Origin of the sequence: Aggregatilinea sp., from assembly GCF_036822615.1 — a bacterium.
Lineage (GTDB): Bacteria > Chloroflexota > Anaerolineae > Aggregatilineales > Aggregatilineaceae > Aggregatilinea.
The window spans coordinates 25,445-45,029 of record NZ_DAISHJ010000031.1 but is presented as its reverse complement, the minus strand read 5'-3'; the positions used below and the strand labels follow the sequence as shown (position 1 = coordinate 45,029).

Annotated in this window: 14 protein-coding genes; 6 read left to right on the top strand and 8 right to left on the bottom strand. The window is 62.4% G+C overall.

Translation table 11 applies throughout. The features are described from left to right. The coding region (locus V7116_RS11655) for a thiamine pyrophosphate-dependent enzyme (protein ID WP_324392101.1) at positions 1 to 929 on the top strand (929 nt) is incomplete at its 5' end. A gap of 88 nt (positions 930 to 1,017) precedes the next feature. Here the strand turns inward: V7116_RS11655 and V7116_RS11650 are convergent. Further along, a complete protein-coding gene (locus tag V7116_RS11650; protein ID WP_324392100.1) occupies positions 1,018 to 3,312 on the bottom strand; it encodes a LuxR C-terminal-related transcriptional regulator in 2,295 nt (764 codons plus the stop codon). A gap of 206 nt (positions 3,313 to 3,518) precedes the next feature. Between V7116_RS11650 and V7116_RS11645 the strand changes: the two genes are divergently transcribed. Next, entirely contained in the window at positions 3,519 to 4,919 is a 1,401-nt protein-coding gene (locus V7116_RS11645; RefSeq protein ID WP_324392099.1) for an FAD-binding oxidoreductase, read from the top strand. 26 nt (positions 4,920 to 4,945) lie between these two features. Further along, positions 4,946 to 6,304, top strand: a complete 1,359-nt coding sequence (locus V7116_RS11640) for a pyridoxal phosphate-dependent decarboxylase family protein (protein WP_324392098.1) — start codon at positions 4,946 to 4,948, stop codon at positions 6,302 to 6,304. 80 nt (positions 6,305 to 6,384) lie between these two features. Here the strand turns inward: V7116_RS11640 and V7116_RS11635 are convergent, their stop codons facing one another. From V7116_RS11635 to V7116_RS11625, 3 genes are all read right to left on the bottom strand, one after another. Further along, on the bottom strand, positions 6,385 to 6,984 hold the full coding sequence (locus V7116_RS11635) for a CDP-alcohol phosphatidyltransferase family protein (RefSeq protein WP_324392097.1): 600 nt from the start codon (positions 6,982 to 6,984) through the stop codon (positions 6,385 to 6,387). Positions 6,985 to 7,078: 94 nt separating this feature from the next. Then, positions 7,079 to 8,254: a MalY/PatB family protein gene (locus V7116_RS11630; RefSeq protein ID WP_324392096.1), complete on the bottom strand. Its 1,176-nt coding sequence runs from the start codon at positions 8,252 to 8,254 to the stop codon at positions 7,079 to 7,081. Positions 8,255 to 8,455: 201 nt separating this feature from the next. After that, positions 8,456 to 9,565, bottom strand: coding sequence for an epoxide hydrolase family protein (locus tag V7116_RS11625; RefSeq protein ID WP_324392095.1), 1,110 nt, complete (start codon positions 9,563 to 9,565; stop codon positions 8,456 to 8,458). Between the two features lie 141 nt (positions 9,566 to 9,706). Here V7116_RS11625 and V7116_RS11620 point away from each other — a divergent pair, with 141 nt between their 5' ends. Then, complete coding sequence (locus tag V7116_RS11620) at positions 9,707 to 10,663, top strand: helix-turn-helix transcriptional regulator (RefSeq protein ID WP_324392094.1); 957 nt, start codon at positions 9,707 to 9,709, stop codon at positions 10,661 to 10,663. 75 nt (positions 10,664 to 10,738) lie between these two features. Here V7116_RS11620 and V7116_RS11615 read toward each other — a convergent pair whose 3' ends face one another. The 4 genes from V7116_RS11615 to V7116_RS11600 form a co-directional block, all read right to left on the bottom strand. Continuing rightward, positions 10,739 to 12,601: an ABC transporter ATP-binding protein gene (locus tag V7116_RS11615; RefSeq protein WP_442891839.1), complete on the bottom strand. Its 1,863-nt coding sequence runs from the start codon at positions 12,599 to 12,601 to the stop codon at positions 10,739 to 10,741. After that, positions 12,601 to 14,772: an ABC transporter ATP-binding protein gene (locus tag V7116_RS11610; RefSeq protein ID WP_324392092.1), complete on the bottom strand. Its 2,172-nt coding sequence runs from the start codon at positions 14,770 to 14,772 to the stop codon at positions 12,601 to 12,603. The genes V7116_RS11615 and V7116_RS11610 overlap by 1 nt, the downstream gene beginning before the upstream one ends. Before the next feature lie 157 nt (positions 14,773 to 14,929). Further along, positions 14,930 to 15,286: a MarR family winged helix-turn-helix transcriptional regulator gene (locus V7116_RS11605; RefSeq protein WP_324392091.1), complete on the bottom strand. Its 357-nt coding sequence runs from the start codon at positions 15,284 to 15,286 to the stop codon at positions 14,930 to 14,932. 356 nt (positions 15,287 to 15,642) lie between these two features. Continuing rightward, entirely contained in the window at positions 15,643 to 16,977 is a 1,335-nt protein-coding gene (locus V7116_RS11600) for a hypothetical protein (RefSeq protein ID WP_324392090.1), read from the bottom strand. 183 nt (positions 16,978 to 17,160) lie between these two features. Here V7116_RS11600 and V7116_RS11595 point away from each other — a divergent pair, with 183 nt between their 5' ends. Then, positions 17,161 to 18,165, top strand: coding sequence for a hypothetical protein (locus tag V7116_RS11595; protein ID WP_324392089.1), 1,005 nt, complete (start codon positions 17,161 to 17,163; stop codon positions 18,163 to 18,165). Positions 18,166 to 18,207: 42 nt separating this feature from the next. Then, positions 18,208 to 19,584 (top strand): cytochrome b N-terminal domain-containing protein, encoded by a 1,377-nt coding sequence (locus V7116_RS11590; protein WP_324392088.1) that lies wholly within the window; start codon positions 18,208 to 18,210, stop codon positions 19,582 to 19,584. Position 19,585 lies beyond the last annotated feature (1 nt).

Genomic DNA, 19,585 nt, shown 5'->3' with positions numbered 1-19,585 from the left:
GCGCGCACCAGGTAGGCGTCCATGTCCGTCGCCCGGATCTGCGCCTGGCGGATCACCAGCTCGGCGAGCTGGTCCAGGTCGCGCACGAACTGCTCGATGCGGCCATCGCGGACGGATCGCTGCCGCGCGATCTGCTGGAAGCGATCCGCGATGCAGACATGAGCAGCCAGGATCTCATCGAAACGCAGCGCGCCCGCGTGGCGGAGCTACAAGCTCTGCTTGCCGGGGATGAGCGCGACCGGGCGCGGCAGTTCCTATCGGTCGCGGACTATCTGGTCAACAAGTCGGTGTGGATCATCGGTGGTGACGGCTGGGGCTACGACATCGGCTACGGTGGCCTCGACCATGTGCTCGCGTCCGGCAAAAACGTGAACGTGCTGCTGCTGGATACGGGCGTCTATTCCAACACGGGTGGGCAGATGTCCAAGGCGACGCCGCGCGGCGCGGTGGCGCGTTTTGCAGCGGGCGGTAAGTCGCTGCCCAAGAAGGATCTCGGCATGATCGCCATGACCTACGGCACGATTTACGTCGCGCAGGTGGCGATGGGCGCAAACATGACGCAGCTCGTCCGTGCCTTTGCCGAGGCCGAAGCCTACGACGGCCCGTCGCTGATCATCGCCTATGCCCAGTGCATCATGCACGGCATCGACGTTCGGACCGGCTTCGACCTGCAAAAGCAGGCGGTCGAGTCCGGCTTCTGGCCGCTGTACCGCTTCAACCCCGCCAGCGCGCTGGCCGGTGATCCGCCGCTGACCCTCGACTCGAAGCCGCCGAGCGTGAACGTCGAGGACTTCATGAACCGGCAGAACCGCTTCCGGGTGCTGCGCCAGCTTGATCTGGCCCGCGCTGACGCCCTGACCGGCGCGCTGCGCGACGACATCGCTGCGCGGTGGAAGATGCTGGAGCAGTGGGCGCAGTTCGACCTGTAGCCTCGCTGTTTCTGCGACCTATACGCGAGCAGCGCCGGGATCACCACCCGGCGCTGCTTTTTTGCATCCTTGCGTTGGGGGATGACCGTCAATCGGGATACTCGGACAAGACCTCCGCTATGGCGGCTTCCAGCGACGTGTTGCGGCCCTGCTCCCAGGCGGCGTTGAAAGCGTCGTCGTCGAGCTGGTTGCGCACGCTGGCGACGATGCGGCCATGTTCGTGTTGGTCGCCCGGCTGGTGGAAGCTGCCCAGCCGTTCGAGCACAATTTCCGTCGTGCCGAGCAGCCGCGCGGCCCGCTGCGGATCGCCTTCCGCGCCAATCGACCCCGCCAGAACGCGCAGCGCCGTCGTGATATCCAGGCGGTTTTTGCGCTCCAATGCTAACTGCAGGTGGTCCAGGGAAAAGCGGATGGCGCGTTTGTGATCCCCTTCGTGCTGCGCGATGTAGGCCAGGTTGCTGCAAATGTAGCAGATGCGCCGCGTTTCTCCCGTTTGCCGTGAGATAGCAAGGCTTTCCTCGTAGGCGCGGCGCGCGCGGGCGTCGTCCCCGCTGGTGCGGTAGATCTCCCCCAGGATGTTGAGGTTCTGCGCGATGCCCGGCTGAAAGTCGAGCGCGCGGAACAGGGTGAGGCTTTCCTCGACCATCGGTAGAGCAGCTTCCGGCTCCTCCATCATCGAATAGCCCAGGAAGGCCAGCGACCAGGCGATCCGCTCCGTATCTTCCATCTCGCGGGAAATGGCGAGCGCTCGTTCGAGCAGCCCCTTCGCCATGTCAAGATCCTGAAACCACGCCATATGCCCTGCGCTGGCGAGGAATTTGGGGTGATAGTGCCGCGGCACCTCGTCCAGCCGGTCGAGAAACCGCTGCATCCAGCGGATGCCTTCGACGTGGTAGCCCTTGCCATACCAGAAGAGGACCAGCGCGCTTGCCAGCCGCACCCCGTCAACCACGCTGCCGCCGCTGAGGGACCATTCCAGCGCGGCGCGGATGTTGTCGCGCTCGATCTCGAAGATCTCCGCCCAGTAATCGTAGCGCGCCAGCCGCAGCTCCGGCTCCGCGCGTTCGGCCAGCGCCACGTAATACGCGGCATGCTGGTTGCGCAGCGTTTCCGCGCTGCCGCTGGCCTCCAGTTGTTCCTGCGCGTACTCGTTGATCGTTTCCAGCAGCACAAAACGCGGCGAGCCGTTCGCGCTTTCTCGCTGCTGCACGAGGCTTTTATCGACCAGCAGGGCGAGGCCGTCCAGCAAATCGAGGGACAGATTTTCCGTGCAGACGGCTTCCACCGCGTCCAGGGACCAGCCGCCCCGGAACACCGCGAGGCGCGCGAAAAGGATCTGCTCGTCAGGGTCGAGCAGGTTGTAACTCCATTCGACCGAGTCGCGCATCGTTCGCTGCCGGGGCGGGACGTCCCGCGCGCCGCTCGCCAGGAGATGCAGAGACGATGCAGCCGTGACCCGTTCCAGCCGGTCCAGCAGGGCCTGGGGCGGGAGTAGTTTGCACCGCGCCGCCGCCAGTTCGATCGCCAGCGGCAGGCCGTCCAGCCGGGCGCAGATCTGCGCGATGGCGTCTGCGTTCGTGTCGGTGATCTCGAAGTGCGGCAGCGACATCCGCGCGCGCTGCAAAAACAACGCTCCGGCTTCAGACTCGATCAGGTTCCTGGCGGAAAGCGCGCCCGCCGGAAGCCGCAGCGGTGGAACCGGGTATTCGTGCTCTCCGGAAAGGTGCAGCGGGCTGCGGCTGGTGACGAGCATCGTGATGCCGGGCGCGGCGTTCAGCAGATCCGCCAGCAGCGAGGCGGCGTCGAGCAGGTGCTCAAAGTTGTCGATCACCAGCAAAAGCTGCTGCTCGCTGAGCGCGCGCTTGAGCGTTTCGAGCAGCGTTGAGGCCGGGTTCTCGACCACCCCCAGCGCGCCTGCAATGGCGTCTGTAACCTGCGCGGGCTTGGACAGCGGGGCGAGGTCCACGAAATACGCGCCGTCGCTGAATCGCCCTGCGCTGTCCGCCGCGACTTGCAGCGCCAGCCGCGTTTTTCCGGTCCCGCCTGTCCCGGTCAGTGTGACGAGACGATCGGTGTGCAGCAGGTGCGCCACTTCGGTTATTTCGCGCCGCCGCCCGATGAACTGCGTCATGGGGGAGGGGAAGCCGTGCCGGAGCTGGATGCTCGCCAGGGCGGGGGCCTCCGCCGGGGCGGGGCGTCTTGCCTGGGCGATGGCTTGCGTGCGGCTGGTCACGCCGAGCTTGCTGTAGATCTGGCGGTTATACCATTTGACGGTGTTGAGGCTGAGGTAGAGATCGTCCGCGATCTGCTGGTCGGAGAGGCCTCTCGCCAGCCGTTCCAGAATTTCCTCTTCGCGTTCGGTCAGCCGGTCGGGTCCTGCCATGTGGATGCTCATTGGTTGTGTGTTTGCCCGCTCCAACACTTAAGCGTTCTGCGCTGTTAGCCGGTCCCTGGTCGGATCGGCCATCCGCCTTCACACCTCAATCCATTCTTTCGAGTGGCGACTGCCTGCCCGATTTTACCTATTCTTAGTCGTATGCAACACCTTCGTAGGAATCAAATACAGTGCAGAATGAAGGAGCAATACAGATGTCCTATCGCATTCTAACCGAAAAAATGCGGGCGCAGACGCTGCAATCGACCCTGAATGGCCGCCTCATCCATCCCACGGATGACGGCTATGCCGAGGCGTGCCAGATCTATAACGGCATGATTGTGCGCCACCCCGCTTTGATCGCCCGGTGCGCGGACGTGTCGGACGTCGTCGCTGCCGTGAACTTCGCCCGCGAGTCCGGCATGCCGCTTGCCATTCGCGGCGGCGGACACAGCGGCGCGGGACTGTGTATGGTGGACGATGGCCTCGTGATCGACCTGTCGCTCATGAAGGGCGTTTACGTCGATCCAGCGGCCCAGATGGTGCGGGTCGAGGGCGGCTGCATCTGGAACGAAGTCGATGCCGCGACGGTGCCATTTGGCCTGGCTGTGCCGAGCGGGTTTATCTCCACGACCGGGGTCGGTGGGCTGACGTTGGGCGGCGGCGTGGGCTACCTCACACGCCGGAATGGGCTGACCATCGACAATCTGCTGGCCGTTGATGTCGTGCTGGCCGACGGTCGTCTGGTGACGGCCAGCGCCCACGAGAACGTCGATCTGTTCTGGGCGGTGCGTGGTGGCGGCGGTAATTTCGGTGTGGTTACCTCGTTCCTGTTTAAGCTGAGTCCGGTGGAGACGGTCTATGGCGGGCCGATGTTCTGGTCGCTGGAGGATGCGCCTACGGTGATGAAGCGCTGGCGCAATTTCATCCTCAACGCGCCGGAAGACATCAACGGGTGGTTTGGCTTCCACCATGTCCCGCCGCTGCCGATGTTCCCCGAGGAGCATCACTTTAAGAAGGTGTGCCTGATCACGTGGTGCTATACCGGCGATCCTGCCTGCGCCGAGGAAGTCTTCGCGCCGATCCGTGAATGGGCGCCGCCGCTGATGGACTTCGTGGGGCAGATCCCCTGGACGGCGCTGCAAACCCTGTTCGATCCGCTGTATCCGCCCGGCCTGCAGTGGTACTGGCGCAGTGATTTTGTGAAAGACCTCGACGACGAGGCGATCGCGCTGCACCTGAAGTACGCGAGCGAGCTGCCGACCGGACACTCGGCCATGCACCTTTACCCGATTAATGGGCGGGCGCAGCGCATCGATCCGCATGATACGGCGTGGAGCTACCGCGACGCGAACTTCGTCCAGGTGATCGTCGGCGTCGATCCCGATCCGGCGAACAATGCCCGGCTGATTGAATGGGCGCAGGCTTATTGGGAAGCGCTGCATCCGCATTCGGCGGGTGGCGCCTACGTCAACATGATGATGCAGGAAGGCGACGATCGGGTGCGGGCCGCGTACCGTTACAACTACGAACGATTGTCGATGATCAAGGCCATCTACGATCCCGATAACCTGTTTCGCCTCAATCAGAATATCAAGCCATACGAACCGTGTTGAGCGATCTGCTGGATAGGAGACGCATGATGGAATCGCTGTTGAAATCGACGGCTGAGCGGGCGGTAAGCTACCTGGAAGGGTTGTCCGCGCGCCCGGTGCGCCCGGGTGCGGATGCCATCGCTCGGCTTTCGCGCCTGGATGTGCCGCTGCCCGACCGGCCCACCGATCCCGCCGAGGTAATTGCGCAGCTCGATGAGATCGGCTCTCCGGCGACGGTCGCCACAGCGGGATCGCGCTACTTCGGGTTTGTCGTGGGCGGATCGCTCCCGGCGGCGTTGGCTGCGAACTGGCTGGCATCCACCTGGGATCAAAATGGGGCGATCGTCGCTCTGTCGCCCATCGCCGCCAAGCTGGAGGAAGTCGCAGCGCGCTGGCTGCTCGACGCGCTGCGGCTGCCTGCGACGTGCGGCATCGGGTATGTGACCTGCGCGACCCAGGCGAATTTCTCCGGGCTGGCCGCGGCACGCCACGCGCTGTTGGCGCGCCAGGGGTGGGATGTGGAGGCCCAGGGGTTGTTCGGTGCACCGCCCATCACGGTTGTCGTGGGCGACGAAGTACACGTGAGCGTCATTAAGGCGCTGGGTATGCTCGGCCTGGGACGCGAACGCGTGATCCGTGTCCCGGTCGATGACCAGGGCCGGATGCGCGCCGACGCGCTGCCGCCGCTGGATGCCAACACGATTGTCTGCATCCAGGCGGGCAGTGTGAACACGGGCGCGTTCGATCCTGCCGGAGCGATCATCCGGCAGGCGAAAGCCGCCGGAGCGTGGGTGCACGTCGATGGCGCGTTCGGCCTGTGGGCAGCGGCTGCGCCCGAGCGTGCCCATCTGGTGCGCGGGATCGCGGACGCCGATTCGTGGGCCACGGATGCGCACAAATGGCTCAACGTACCCTACGACAGCGGGATCGTCTTCGTGCGCGAGCCGCAGCACTTGTGGGCGGCAATGGCGGTGAACGCGGCTTATCTGGTGCACGGCGATGTGCGCGAGCCAACGCACTACACGCCCGACTTTTCGCGCCGTGCGCGCGGCGTCGAAGTGTGGGCCGCGCTGCATTCGCTGGGGCGGGCCGGGTTGGCGGACATGATCGAGCGCACCTGCGTCTATGCCTCCCGGTTCGCTGACGGGCTGCGCGGCGCGGGGTACACGGTGCTCAACGATGTGGCGCTGAATCAGGTGTTGGTGTCGTTTGGCGATGCTGAAACGACCCGGCGCGTGATCGCCGCCATCCAAGACGACGGCACCTGTTGGTGTGGCGGCACGGTGTGGCAGGAGCAGACCGCCATGCGCATCAGCGTGTCGTCGTGGGCCACCACCGGCGACGATGTTGATCGCAGCCTTGAAGCCATGATCCGGGCCGCTGAGTCCGTGATGCAGACGGCGTAAGGAGAGGGCCGTGCCTGTCCGATGCGATTGGCGCGGCATCCCTCATCCGGCGACGGGTTGAGCGGGGGCGTTGCTCCCGCTCAGTTCGTCGACTGCGTGCGCCTCCGGCGAACTTGCAGCCAGGACGTCACATTTTCGTCGGTGTGCTCCTTCTGGCTGACGTAGATTGCTGTCGCTTCCAGGTGGTACACGACGGCGCAGATGGCGGTCGCGTAGCCGAGCAGGGGGTAAAAACGGTCGAGCAGCAGGGTGAGCACCAACAGCAGCACCAGACCCCCCGTCAGCTTACCCGTGTAGAGGTGTATCGCCGCGACGCCGTGCAGATAGTGCCACGCGGTCGCAAACATCAACAGGCTGGTCAGCACCGGAATCACGAACAGATGCGGATAGGATGGAAAGATTTCGCTGAGGGTATCCCAGGTGAGATAGACGAACAGGACAATGCTCGGCAGCCAGATCGCCAGATCGATCACCGTGTCCAGCCACCTGCCGAAATCTGACTCGACGTGCAGCCGCCGCGCGACGAAGCCGTCTACAGCGTCGAGCAGCGACTGTGCCGCGAACAGCCCCACGAACAGCGTGTGCTGTTTATCCACCCCGGCGATGATCAGCGCGGGCAAAAATAGCAGCCGCGCCCCGGTGATGATGTTGGCCCAATGCTCCCGCCGGAAGAGTCGCATCGCCTTGCCCCCTAAATATCTAAGTATGTTGTTTCCAGCCGGTCCCAAAAGACGGCGTATTCCGCGCCTTCGGGACCGGCTGTAGTGCGATGAATTATGCGCGATCTGCGACTGACGCCGCCAGTCTGCGCAGCCCCTCGCCCAGGGTCGGCTTGGAGCACGCGAAATTCAGCCGCACGAAGTCATTGCCGCGCCGCCCCCCAAAGTGCTGCCCGTTGCCCAGTGCCACGCGCGCGTGGTCCAAAAAGAAACGGTAGGCGGGCTGCTGCAGGTCCAGCGCGCCGCAGTCCATCCACGCGAGGTAGGTGCCCTCAGGAGCCGTCATTTTGATCTGCGGCATCTGCTCGCGCACGAAAGCGACCAGCGTGTCGCGGTTCTGCTGGAGATAGGCGCGCACCTGCGCCAGCCATTCGCCCCCATAGCGGTACGCGGCCACGGCTGCCGTCAGGCTGAGCACGCTGGTCGAGGCATGCGTATCGCGGATCGCTGCCGCGATGCGCGCGCGCAGGTCCGCGTTCTGTACGATGGCGACCGAGCAGAACAGCCCTGCGATGTTGTACGTTTTGCTCGGCGCCAGCAGCGTGATCGTGTTCTGGCTGATTTCCGGCGAGATCGACGCGGCGGGGATGTGTTGGCGTCCGTCGTAGATCAGGTCGCTGTGAATTTCGTCGGCGCACAGGGTGACGTGGTGCTTGAGGCAGATTTCCGCCACGTTGCGCACTTCGTCGGCGGTGAAGACGCGCCCCGCTGGGTTGTGCGGATTGCAGAACAGCATCAGCGACGTCTGGGGCGTGATCGCGGCTTCGAGCGCGTCGTAGTCAATGTCATAATGCAGCGTGCCGTTGCTGTTCGTGCAGACGAGATCGACGGGTTGCAGGAATTTACCACTGCTGGGCGGGGCCGCCAGGAAGGGCGGGTAAATCGGGGGCTGGACCAGCACGCCGTCCCCCGGGCGGCCGATCAGCCGCGTGACCACGTTCAGCCCAAAGACCAGCCCCGGCAGAAAAAGTACATCGTCGGGCTGGACGTCCCACCCATACAGGCGCTTCATGCGCTCGCAGATGACGTCCGCCAGGTCGGGCGGGGTCAGCGGCGGATAGCCCAGGATGCCCTGGTCGATGCGCTCGTGCAGCGCTTGCCTGATCGGATCGGCGGCGGGGAAGTCCATATCAGCTACCCACATCGGCAGCACGTCTTCGGGGTACTCGCTCCACTTGGCGACGTCGGGACGGCGTAGATGAACAGTTTTGTCGAAATCGTAGACGGTCAAAGAATTGCTCCCACTGGTTGGAATTCCAGGCATATCGGTGCGTGATGCGCGTGTGCTCCCTTTCCGTAGAGGCAGGCGTGCATGTCCGCTATTGTATCGAGCCGCGGGATTTTTAGAAGGGATAGGAAGCGGCAGTGCCCCACTTCACTGCGCCTGGGCAGCGAGCAGGGCACTGTTCAACCTGGGTGGACCGGGGCGGTATTAGCGGAGGCCGCGGAAGAACGCGCGGATGTCGCCGGACAGCAGGCCAGGGACCTTGTGCGCGGCGAAGTGACCGCCGTGGTCGAACTGTGACCAGTGCACGATGTTTTTGTGATCGCGCTCCGCGAACCGACGGATGCCGCTGAAGTCTCCACCAAACGCCGCCACCCCGATCGGGATCGTCGTCGGTTCAGTCGGCGCGGTGGCACGGGCGTTTTCGTAGTAGAGGCGTGCGGCAGATCCCGCCGTGCGGCTCAGCCAGTAGAGCATGACGTTCGTCAGCGCAAAATCGGCGTCCAGATCCTCACCGAGAAGCTGCGCGTTCCAGGCCAGCAGCCCGGCGGGTGAATCGAGCAGCGCATAGGCCAGCGTTTGCGGCTGCTGCGACATGAGAATGTTGAACGACATCTTGTTCTGGTAGAACCACTGGAGCGTTTCGAGGTGGCTCTGTTCCTCAGGCGTCAGGTTTGCCATCTCCGCCGGATCGCCGGACGGGAAGGAGAAGATCTGCGTGACGTGCACACCCACAACATGCTCCGGATCGATGCGCCCCAACTCGGGCGAGATCATCGATCCTGCGTCGTTCCCCACCGCGCCGTAACGCGTGTAGCCCAGTCCGGCCATCAGTGCCGCCCATGCGCGTGCGATGCGGTACTGGTTCCAGCCTGCTTCGCGCGTAGGACCCGAAAAGCCGTAACCCGGAATGGATGGGATGATCAGGTGAAACGCATCCGCCGGATCGCCGCCGTGTGCTCTGGGATTGGTCAGCGGCTCGATGACGTCCAGATACTCCACAACCGAGCCGGGCCAGCCATGCGTAACGATGAGCGGCAGTGCATCCGGCTCGGATGACTGCACGTGCAGGAAGTGAATCGTCTGCCCGTCGAGGGTGGTCGTGTATTGGGGATAGCTGTTGAGCTTCGTTTCCCACGCGCGCCAGTCATATCCATTCTGCCAGTACGCTGCGAGGTCTTTTACATAGGCCAGCGGCACGCCATAGTCCCATCTCGCGCCCGGCAGTTCGTCGGGCCAGCGGGTGTTGGCGAGGCGGTTGCGCAGATCGTCGAGTTCGGCTTGCGGAACGGTGATGCGGAAAGGTTTCAGATCCATTGTGGACTACCTCGTCTCCTGTTCATTGCCGCGCTTGAGGGTGGGCGATTTTTTGCGAGTTGCATTGGAGTTGTCGCACCCTCTTACTTATAATGTACAGGGTGATTAGGACGGAATCGGCCCTATTTCTGCGAGGTTTGAATGTATTCACCTACGACTCGGCTGTTGACCGTGCTGGAGCTTCTGCAGTCTCACCACGAGATGAGCGGTGCGGAGCTGGCCCGACGGCTCGAAGTGGATCGCCGGTCGGTCCGGCGCTACATCGTTACGCTTCAGGATATGGGCATCCCGGTTGAAGCCGAGCGCGGCCCCTATGGAGCCTACCGCCTGCGGCGCGGCTATAAGCTGCCGCCGCTCATGTTTACCGAGGCCGAAGCCATCGCGCTGACTCTGGGGCTGCTCGCCATTCGCAGCTTTCGCTTTCCGGTTGATATGGTGGCGGTGGAAGGGGCGCTGGCGAAGACGGAGCGCGTCATGCCCGAACACCTGCTGAATACGGCGCGGGGATTGCAGCAGGCCATTTCGTTTTATGCCACTTCCGTGCCCGACCTGCCTCAAAATGACACGCTCGCTGTTTTGAGTTCGGCGGCTCAGCAGCAGCGGCAGGTGACCATGTCTTACCAGCCCTGGTCAGGCGAGGCGCGGGAGCGGAACTTTGATCCCTATGGCATCGTCTTCAACGATGGATACTGGTACGCGGCGGGTTACTGCCATCTGCGGGAGGATCTGCGGACCTTCCGGCTCGATCGTATCGTTGCGCTGGAAGCACGTGAGGAGACCTTCGAGCGCCCCGCTGATTTTGATGCGCTGTCCTACGTGCTGAACTCTATCGCGTTGATGCCTGGAACTCGTCAGGTCGAGGTGATGCTGGAAACGACGATGGAATATGCGCAAAGCATGATCCCGCCGGTTCTGGGGTCGCTGGAACCTTCAGATCGAGGCGTGATTCTTCGCCGCGCCGCGACTCAGTTGGGCTGGTTGGCACACGTGCTGCTGCAGCTTGATTGCCCGGTCGTCATCGTGCAGCCGGATGAGCTGTGCGACACGATTCGCCAGCTTGGCATGAATGCGCTTCGAATTGCGGGTGAGTCGCGCTGAAATCGAGGCATCTGCCGGGTTCTGCGATTGCTCGTGGAACCCGGCAGCGCGTTTATAGAGGTGGGGCGTCGTTTGTCAGGCCGCGTAGCCTGCTTCGGCCTGTTCGAACTGGCTGTTGTAGATATCGGCATAGAAGCCGCCGCGCGCCAGCAGTTCCAGGTGGGTGCCCTGTTCCACGATGTCGCCATCGTTCATTACCAGGATCAGATCGGCATTGCGGATCGTCGAAAGACGGTGCGCGATCACGAAGCTGGTACGGTTTTGCATCAGAGCGTCCATCGCTTTCTGGATCAGGATCTCGGTGCGGGTGTCGACCGAGCTGGTCGCCTCGTCCAGGATAAGCATCTGCGGATCGGCCAGGATCGCGCGGGCGATGGTCAGAAGCTGCTTCTGGCCCTGCGAGATGTTGGTCGTTTCTTCGTTGAGCACGGTGTTATACCCGTCCGCCAGGGTGCGCACGAAGTGATCGACGTGAGCGGCCTTGGCGGCGGCGATCACTTCCTCGTCGGTCGCGTTTAGTCGTCCGTAGCGGATGTTTTCCATGATCGTGTTGTTATAGAGCCACGCGTCTTGCAGCACCATGCCGAACATGCCGCGCAGGTCTTTCCGCGTGAATTCCTGGATGTTGTGCCCGTCGATCAGGATCGCGCCGCTGTTGACGTCGTAGAAGCGCATCAGCAGCTTGACCAGCGTCGTCTTGCCCGCGCCGGTCGGCCCGACGATGGCGATCTTCTGGCCGGGGTTGACCGTCGCGGAGAAGTCGTTGATGATGATCCGGTCCGGGCGGTAACCGAACTTCACGTGCTGGAAATCCACGCGGCCCGTGACCGCCGGAAGCTGGATCGGGGCCTCCGCTTCGTTGACTTCCTCGTCTTCGGCCAGGAACTCGAAGACGCGTTCGGCGGCGGCAGCGGTTTGCTGGAGCACGTTGGAGATAGTCGCGATCTGGCCGAGCGGCTGCGTGAACATGCGCACGTACTGCACGAAGGCCTGCACGTCACCGATCGTGATCGTGTTGCGCACCGTTAGCCAGCCGCCCAGGATACACACCACGACGTAGCTGAGATTGCCCACGAACATCATGATCGGCATCATCATGCCCGACAGGAACTGAGACTTCCACGCCGACCCGAACAGCGTGTTGTTGTAGTCCTCGAACTGCTCGATGCTCTTTTCTTCGCCGTTGAACGCCTGCACGACGTTGTGGCTGCCGAACATCTCCTCGACGTGGCCGTTGACGTGGCCGAGATAGTCTTGCTGCTCTTTGAAGTAGACCTGCGACTTGCTGATCACGACGCCGATGATCCCGAACGAGAGCGGGACGAACAGCAAGGCGGCCACCGTCATCAGCCAGCTAATGGTGAGCATCATGATCAGCACGCCCACCAGCATGGTGAGCGATGTCACGATCTGCGCCAGACTTTGATTCAGCGTCTGGCTGATCGTATCGACGTCGTTGGTGATGCGCGAGAGCACTTCGCCCTGGTTCGTGCCGTCGAAGTACCGCAGCGGCATCCGGTTGATTTTTTCCGAGATGTCCTTGCGGAAGCGATACGTGACTTCCATCGTCACGCCAGCCATGATCCAGCCCTGGATGTAGCTGAACAGCGCCGAGAGCAGGTACAGGCCCGTCATGATGAGGATGATCCGGCCAATGTAGCCGAAGTCGATGCCGGTTCCCGTGCCTGAGAGCTGGCCGATGACGCCTTCGTACAGTTTGGTGGTCGCTTTACCCAGGATCTTCGGGCCGATCACCGCGAAGACGGTCGACGCGATGGCGAACACCAGCACGATCCCGATCGAGAATTTAAACGCGCTGAGGTACTTGAGCAGCTTGCGCATCGTCCCGCGAAAGTCGCGTGCTTTTTCGCCCGCCATCTGGATGCCGCCGTGACCCGGTCCTGGCCCCTGGCGCTGTTGGGGTCCTCTGCCTTGCATCATGATGCCAATTCCTCCATGCCGAGCTGCGACATTGCGATTTCCCGGTAGATTTCGCAGGTATCCAGGAGTTCGCGGTGTGTTCCTTTGCCGACGATGCGTCCTTCATCCAGCACGATGATTTGCTCCGCGTTCATGACCGTGGAAACACGCTGCGTCACGATCAGCACGGTGCTGTTGCCGGTCTTGTCTTTGAGCGCCTTGCGCAGCGCGGCGTCGGTTTTGAAGTCCAGGCCGGAGAATGTGTCATCGAAGATGTAGATCGGCGCTTTTTTGACCAGCGCTCGCGCGATGGACAGCCGCTGCCGCTGCCCGCCCGACACGTTCGAGCCGCCCTGCGCAATTTCGGTCTCCAGGCCGTCGGGTTTCTCCTCGATGAACGTTTTCGCCTGGGCGATCTCGGTAGCGAGGGTCAAATCCTCCTCGCTGGCCGTTTCGTCCCCATAGCGCAGATTGCTGGCGATCGTGCCGCTGAACAGTGTTGCTTTCTGCGGCATATAGCCAATCCTTGCTCGCAGATCGTGCTGCGTGACGTCGCGGATATCGACGCCACCCATCAGGATCTCGCCGTCGGTAATGTCGTAGAAGCGCGGGATCAGGTTGATCAGCGTGGACTTGCCGGAGCCGGTCGAGCCGATGAACGCGGTGGTTTGACCGGGCAGGGCGGTGAAGTTGAGAGCGTGCAGCACGTCTTCTTCTGCGCCGGGATAGCGGAAGGACACGTTGCGGAACTCGATCGTGCCGTCGAACGCGGAAGAGAACCGCTTGGGCTGCTTGGGATCGTGGATGCTCGGTTCGGTCGCCAGGACTTCCTGAATGCGGTCGCCCGACACGGAGGCGCGCGGCAGGATGATGAACATGAACGACAGCATCAGGAAGGACATCACGACCTGCATCGCGTACTGCATGAACGCGATCATATCACCGACCTGCATGCTCGAATTGGCGACCTGATGCGCGCCCACCCAGATGATGAGCAGCGTCAGGCCGTTCATGATCACGGTCATCATGGGCATCATCATCGCCATCGCGCGGCTGATGAACAGGGTCGTGCCGGTCAGATCGCGGTTGGCCTTGTCGAAGCGCGCTTCCTCAAACCGCTGCGCGTTGAAGGCGCGCACGACCATCATGCCCGAAAGATTTTCGCGCGTGACCAGGTTGAGGCGGTCGATCAGCTTCTGGACGATCCGGAACTTAGGCAGCGAGACGGAAAACAGCGTGCCGATCAGCGTCAGCAGGGCGGCCACCGCGATGGCGATGATCCACCACATGTTGGCGTCGGTATGCATGGCCTTGAGGATGCCGCCAACGCCCATGATCGGGGCGTAGCACACGATGCGGATCAGCATGACCACGACCATCTGCATCTGGGTGACGTCGTTGGTCGAGCGCGTAATCAGTGACGCGGTCGAGAACTTGTCGAACTCGGAATTGGAGAAGCTCTCGACCTTCTTGAACAGATCCCGGCGTATATCACGCGCGGTGCCCGCCGCTGTGCGCGCCGCCAGCAGGCCGACGCTCACGGTGCAGGCTGCCGAAAGCAGCGCCAGCAGCAGCATCGAGAAGCCCGTGTTGATGATGTAACGGTTCTGGAGACTGTCGGTATCGACGCCCAGCGCGACATACTCGGCTTTGACGGTGCTGACCGCGGCTTCCACGATACCATCATCGCCCATGACGCCGAACTTCTGGTCAATGGTATCCAGAATCTGCGTTCGTGCTTCGGACGGCAGCGTCGACAGGTCCACGCCCGGCTCCATGCGCTGCTCAACCGCAGAGACGGCCAGCAGCGCCCTGCCGACGACCGGGTTCAGACGGCTGATCTCGTCGTCGGACGTGTCGAGCAGCACGTAGACCGGCTGGTCGGCCAGCGCCGGATAATCCTCAACGTAGCGGTCATAATCTGGCGACTGCTGGTCGATGAGTTGGTAATGTGCGAGCACGTCAGCCTGCTCGTCGGCGCTCAAGAAAAGCAGCAGCTTGTCCATTTCCGTCTGGCGGATGGCCTCTGGAACCGCGCCTTCGATACCGCCCTGCTGAATGCCGTTATTGACGATTCTTGCCATATAGTCCGGCAGGGACAGATCGGCCATGGCCTGCGCGAACAGCAGGGCCATCGCAAGCACGATCAGGAGGGTGAATGGTTTGAGGTAGCGGACTAGTTTCAACATTGCAATGTGGATTCCTCTAGCGTGTGATACGGCATACTCGTACTGCTCGTTTCAACGAAACAACCCGTGAAAAATACCCGGCACTCCTCGTTACAGATTGCTTTTTCTGCACATTTCGCTCTGGCTGTATCCTTTTTGACTGGGACAAAAATCCGACCTATGCGCTTTCGTCAAGCTCATCATCGGTGACATAGTGTTTCATGATGAGCTTCTTCAACGCAGGCAGAAATACTTCTGCCGCGCTGATTTCCTCGGGGCTGAGATCGCTCAACAGCTCGGCCAGATACCGGGTCGCATACGCTTTTGCCTGCTCGGCCCGCGCCATGCCTTCTGGCGTGACATCGAGCGTCGAACGCCGCCGGTCGTTGGGATCGGGCGTGCGGGTGACCCATCCGCGCTCGACCATGTTCTGCACCAGTACACTGGCCGACTGCATGCTGATCTTGCGCTTGCGGGCGAGTTCGCTGGTCGTGAGCGGACGTTCGAGCAAAAAGAACAGCGCCCTGGTTTGCATGAGCGTGGCTTTTTCTTCGCCCGAGCTCTCTATGTGATGTGCTACCAACCGGCCAAAGAATGGCAGGATATGGAATAGTTCGTCTGCTACGGTTTGTGTGGTCCAAATGTCGTTCATATTTTGTCAGCCCTACTGATTATCAGATCTACAGATAGTCAGCATAGTTGATATATTTTTGATAGTCAATAGCGGATGCCGCCTTCTATCATTTTGTTCATCTACCTTTAATCTGGGGTCATGCGAACACCCCGGCGGGGCGGGGCGCTCAGTGAGGGGCGGTGAATGGTCGGGCAAACGAAAAGCCCTGCTGTAAAACGCAGGGCCTCGTTCAACGCTCTAAAGAAACGTGTTTCGTGCTACCGGTTGGACAGGTAATCGATCACCGCCAGCCGCTCCTCGTCGTTGAGCTGCGCGCCGTGCCCGATCATGCGATCCACCGTGGCTTCCCACCCGGCGCGATCCTTCGTCGCGGCGTCGATCCGGTCGCGCGAGTGGCAGACGGTGCAGCGCGTGCTGACCAGTTCTTCACCATCCAGCGCGGAAGACATACTGCTGTCGTCCATGGCCGGGGTCGCTTCCGGCGCCATCATCGCGTTGGGATCGATCACGAACCACACTTCACCGACGTTCTGGCCGGTCGCGTCCCCTGGAACGATATCCTTGAACCAGTAGTACAGCGGCGTGTCGTTGTAGGTCGCCTGATAGGTGCCGTCCGTGCGCTCGGTGACGCCCAACATGCCCGTCACGCCGTCACCCGCGCTCGGCTGCTGGCCGTCCGGCACGAGCAGCGGCGGCCACTTGACGGCGCAGTCGTCGTAGCAGTTGCTCGTCCCCGGCGTGTCGTTGGTGAACAGGTACAGCGTCATGCCGTCCGGCCCGACCAGGAACGAGCCGAGTTCGTCGTTGCCGCCCACCTGAACCGTCGGCGGCTGGATCACGTACCACACGTCACCCACGCCCTGACCGGTAGCGTCGCCCGGCTGCGCATCGTTCTTCCAGTAGTACAGCGGCATCTCGTCATACGTCACCTGGATCGTGCCGTCGTCGCGCTGGATCGTGCCCACGATTCCCGTCAGGCCGGGCTGAACCGACGGTTCCTGCCCTTCACTGACCAGCAGCGGCGGCCAGTTTACGAGGCAGTCGCCGGAACAGTTACTCACGCCGGGCGTATCGTTGGTGAACAGGTACAGCGTCATGCCGTTCGGCCCGACCAGGAACGAGCCAAGCTCGTCGTTTCCACCCAGCGACACGTCCGCGGGCTTGATGACGTACCACACGTCACCCACGCCCTGACCGGTGGCGTCGCCTGCCTGCGCGTCGTCCTTCCAGTAGTACAGCGGCATGCCGTTATAGACCACATGATAGGTGCTGTCGTCCGCGCGTTGGATGACGCCCAACCTGCCGGGGATGCCCTCGGCCAGGGTGGGCTGCACGCCTTCATCGACCAGCAGTGGCGGCCAGTTCACGAGGCAGTCGCCGGAACAGTTGCTCACGCCGGGCGTGTCATTTGTAAACAGGTACAGCGTCATACCGTCAGGACCGACGAGGAACGAGCCGAGTTCGTCGTTGCCGCCCATTTGAACGGTCGGTTCTGTCCCTTGTGCTCTGGCGACGGACAGCCCGACCAGGGCGAGAGCGAGTGCACATGTGAGTGCGATGAACATCGTGATGGGTGCAGGTTTGCGAAGCATGGGGTTTTCCTCCATATACCTACGTTTCGCAGCCAGGATGAAGAGTCACTGTATCACTATATACAGACGGAATTGTGTATTTGGATCTCCGCATAAATACACATGATCCCCACAGTCCCTTCATCAGTTCCACACAATCCTCCTGCAAAATGCAGGCATTGACCTGACAGGAGGGAAGAAATCATGTTCAAAATTATTGCAGGTGGAATGCTGGTTCTGACGATTATCGGCGCGGCGGGCGTGGCCGTTTATGACAGCTCGAAGCCGGACCCCGTGGCGGCACAGCTTGCTCCCGTTATTGCATCGACGCCCGCAGCGGAACCCGCGCAGGTCGTGGACGGTGCAGCTCAGGTTCAGCCCGGCAGCGATACCGGCGTGCAGGCGCAGACGCAGTCATTGGCGTCGGAAGTGGGCGCGCCCTGGACGGCTAGCGGCGTTGTCGCCAGCCTCGATGCCTCCGGGTTCGAGATGGTCGTGGATGGAACTAAGAACAGCGTCTATGTCGAACTCGGCCCGGCGACCTACTGGCAGTCGCAAGGTGTGGCGCTGAATGCCGCCGAGCCGGTCTCGGTGACCGGGTTCGCTCAGGATGGCATGTACCATGCCGCAGCCGTCACCAAGTCGGACGGAACTCAAATTCTAGTGCGCGACGCGGTGAGCGGCCAGCCGTTGTGGTCGGGCGGTGCGGCGGGCGGGCAAAGCGCCGGGGCCAGCACGACGGAAGTTCAGGTAACCGCCGATCAGTGGTACACGGTAGACGGTGTTGTGACGGGGTTTGCGCAAAACAGCCTGACCGTTGAAACGACGGATGGGCAGGTTCTGACCCTTCAGCTTGGGCGCTCCGGGTTTGCGGACGGGCAGGGCGTGGCCTTTGCCGTCGGCGATCAGGTGCAGGTCATCGGCTACGACAACATCGGGCAGTTCCGCGCGGGTGAAATCGATAACCTCACGCAGGGGGGCCGGTTGATGCTGCTCGATCCGAATGGCCGTCCGCTGTGGGCCGGGCCGGGAACCTCTACCGGGCAGGGTCAAGGCGGCCAGGGGCAGGGTGGTCAAGGGCAGGGCGGCCAGGGCCAGGGCCAGAGCGCCCAGGCCCAGGGCAACCAGGGACAGCAGGGTGGTCAGGGTCAAAGCGGCCAGGGTCAGGGTACGCAGGGCCGGGGCTATCGCGGCGGACGCACCAGCTAACGAACTCGTCTACATCACAGCTCTGACACCGGGGTGAAGCTCATGAACGATACACGACCGTCCAGTTTGCCTCAGCGAATTGCCTCCTCCGTCAAACGAGGGGAGTTCCCACCGCAGGATGAACGCGGCAGGCTGCGCTACGTCATGGATAATCTGGTACTGCATCTGCACCCAGCCAAGGTCAACGCCCGCGCGCTCAAGTTCACCTATACGTGGGGGCTGGGCGGGTTGGCCCTGCTGCTGCTGTCGGTGCTCGTAGTGACCGGGGTTCTGCTGCTCTTTGTCTACACACCCACGCCCGACCGCGCCTATAATGACATCCTGGCGCTGCAAACCAGCGTGATGTTCGGACAGTTGATCCGCAACTTGCACCACTGGAGCGGCAACGCGCTGCTGATCGTCGCGGTGCTGCACCTGCTGCGCGTCTTTTTTACCGGAGCGTTCGGTAGCCCGCGCGAGTTCAACTGGCAGCTTGGTTTGGCGCTGCTGCTGCTGATCGTCATGGCGAACTTCACGGGCTACCTGCTGCCCTGGGACCAGTTGGCCTACTGGGCGGTGACTGTGGGCACGAGCCTGCTGAGTTACATCCCGCTGGTTGGCGATCAGCTTGTCCGGTTTGCCCTGGGCGGTCCCGAAGTCGATGCCGCGACGCTGACGCGCTTCTATGCGCTGCACATCGCCATCGTGCCGTTGGGACTGTTTGGGATCGCGTCGTTTCACATCTGGCGCGTGCGGAAAGACGGATTCAGCATCCCGCGCGATCTTGACGAGCAGCCCTCTCCGCAGGTCAACCGCGTCACGACGATCCCGCACCTGCTCAGCATCGAGTTTATCTTCGCGCTGGTGATGATCGCCGTCCTTCTGGCGTGGTCGGTGGCCTTGAACGCGCCGCTGGAAGATGCCGCGAATCCCAGCCACAGCCCGAACCCGGCCAAAGCAGCCTGGTACTTTATGGGGCTTCAGGAACTGCTGCTGCACTTTCACCCCGTTTTCGGCGCGATCGTGATCCCGCTGCTGGGGCTGGGGACGCTGGCGCTGCTGCCGTACCTGGACCGTGATATGAGCAGCGAAGGGATCTGGTTCCGCAGCCGCAAGGGCCGGACGATGGCCGTAGTGGGGGCGCTGTTTGGCCTCGTGGCGACGCCGCTGCTGGTACTGTTGGACGAGTACGCGCTCGATTTGCCGGGCATGATGCCCAGCTTGCCGACCGTTCTGAGCAATGGGTGGATTCCACTGGCGGGGCTGCTGATGGGACTGTGGCTGTATTACGAGGGCGTGCGAGCGGTGTTTCGTTCGACGGCGTGCGAAGCCCGGCAGAGTGTGTTTGTCGTGCTGCTGGTGGGGTTCGTCGTGCTGACCGTCATCGGAATCTGGTTCCGTGGCGAGGGGATGGCGCTCGTATGGCCGTGGGGAGCATGAG